The sequence below is a fragment of the Mycobacterium sp. E1747 genome (genome assembly GCF_001667775.1).
GTDB lineage: Bacteria > Actinomycetota > Actinomycetes > Mycobacteriales > Mycobacteriaceae > Mycobacterium.
Genome location: NZ_LZJI01000016.1, coordinates 1 through 1,186, shown reverse-complemented (window position 1 = coordinate 1,186; position 1,186 = coordinate 1). Strand labels below are relative to the sequence as shown.

Genomic DNA, 1,186 nt, shown 5'->3' with positions numbered 1-1,186 from the left:
GGTGGTGGTTGGGGTTGGAAGGGGTCGTACCACCACCAGTCGGCGCGTTCGCCGAGGGGCCCGGGCCATGGTGGGACGGTGGGCGGCGGATCGTTGGGCGCACGGGCCAGTGATCGGGCGCTCAATGGTCGACCGGAGTCGTCGGTGACGCTGAGATCGTCGGCGGTTCCGCTGATGGTGATCAGGCCGCGGTGGTGGGCCCGGTGGTGATAGGGGCAGACCAGTACCAGGTTGGTCAACTCGGTGGGCCCGCCGTCTTCCCAGTGCCGGATGTGGTGGGCGTGCAGACCACGGGTGGCGCCACAGCCGGGCACCGCGCAGCTGCGGTGGCGATGCTCGAGCGCGCGGCGTAGCCGCCGGTTGACGGTGCGGGTCGCCCGGCCGGCACCGATGGGCTGCCCGTTGCGTTCGAACCACACCTCACAGGTGGCATCGCAGGTCAGGTATTGGCGCTCGGCGTCGGACAGCAACGGCCCCAGGTGCAACGCCGCGGCGCGCGTGTCGGCGTCGACGTGCACCACCACGGTGGTGTGCTGCCCGTGCGGGCGGCGCGCCGCCTCGGCATCCCAGCCCGCCTCGACCAGCCGCAGGAACGCCTCCACGGTGCCCGGCAACGGCGGCGCGCTCTCGGACGCCCCGTCGCCGCGGTCGTGCTTCCACGCGGCGATCAGCGCGTCACGATGAGAGGCCAACGCCGCGTCGAACGTGGCCGCATCGTCGCGGGGCAGTTTGATCCGCCAACAAGTGAAGTCCTCATCGGCGGTCTTGGTGATCGAGCGCTCCGGCTCGAGGCGGGCATCGGGTTCGGGCCGCGGTTCCAGCTTGACCGCCGTGCGCAACTGATTGACCGTGGCCACCGCAGCCAACCCCGCGTAATGCTCATCAGACCCCTCACCCGCCCGCGCCGCGATCACCCCGACCTGATCCAGCGACAACCGCCCCTCCCGCATGCCCTGGGCACAGCGCGGGAACTCCTCGACCCGGCCCGCCACCGTGGCGATCGTATGCGCGTTGGCCGGCGAGCAACCGGTCTTCCAAGCCACCAACGCCGGTATCGACCGCGCCCCGGTATTACCCCACAATCCGTCGCGATCGATCTCGGCGACGACCTCCACAATGCGCCCATCAATCGCATTGCGCTGACCACACAACTCCGCCAACTCCTCGAACAACACATCAAGACGCG

The 1,186-nt window shown here is 70.0% G+C and carries 1 protein-coding gene; it reads right to left on the bottom strand.

The genetic code is table 11. From position 1 onward, the window contains the following. The coding region (locus A5695_RS01560; protein WP_156749403.1) for an HNH endonuclease signature motif containing protein at positions 1-1,186 on the bottom strand (1,186 nt) is incomplete at both ends.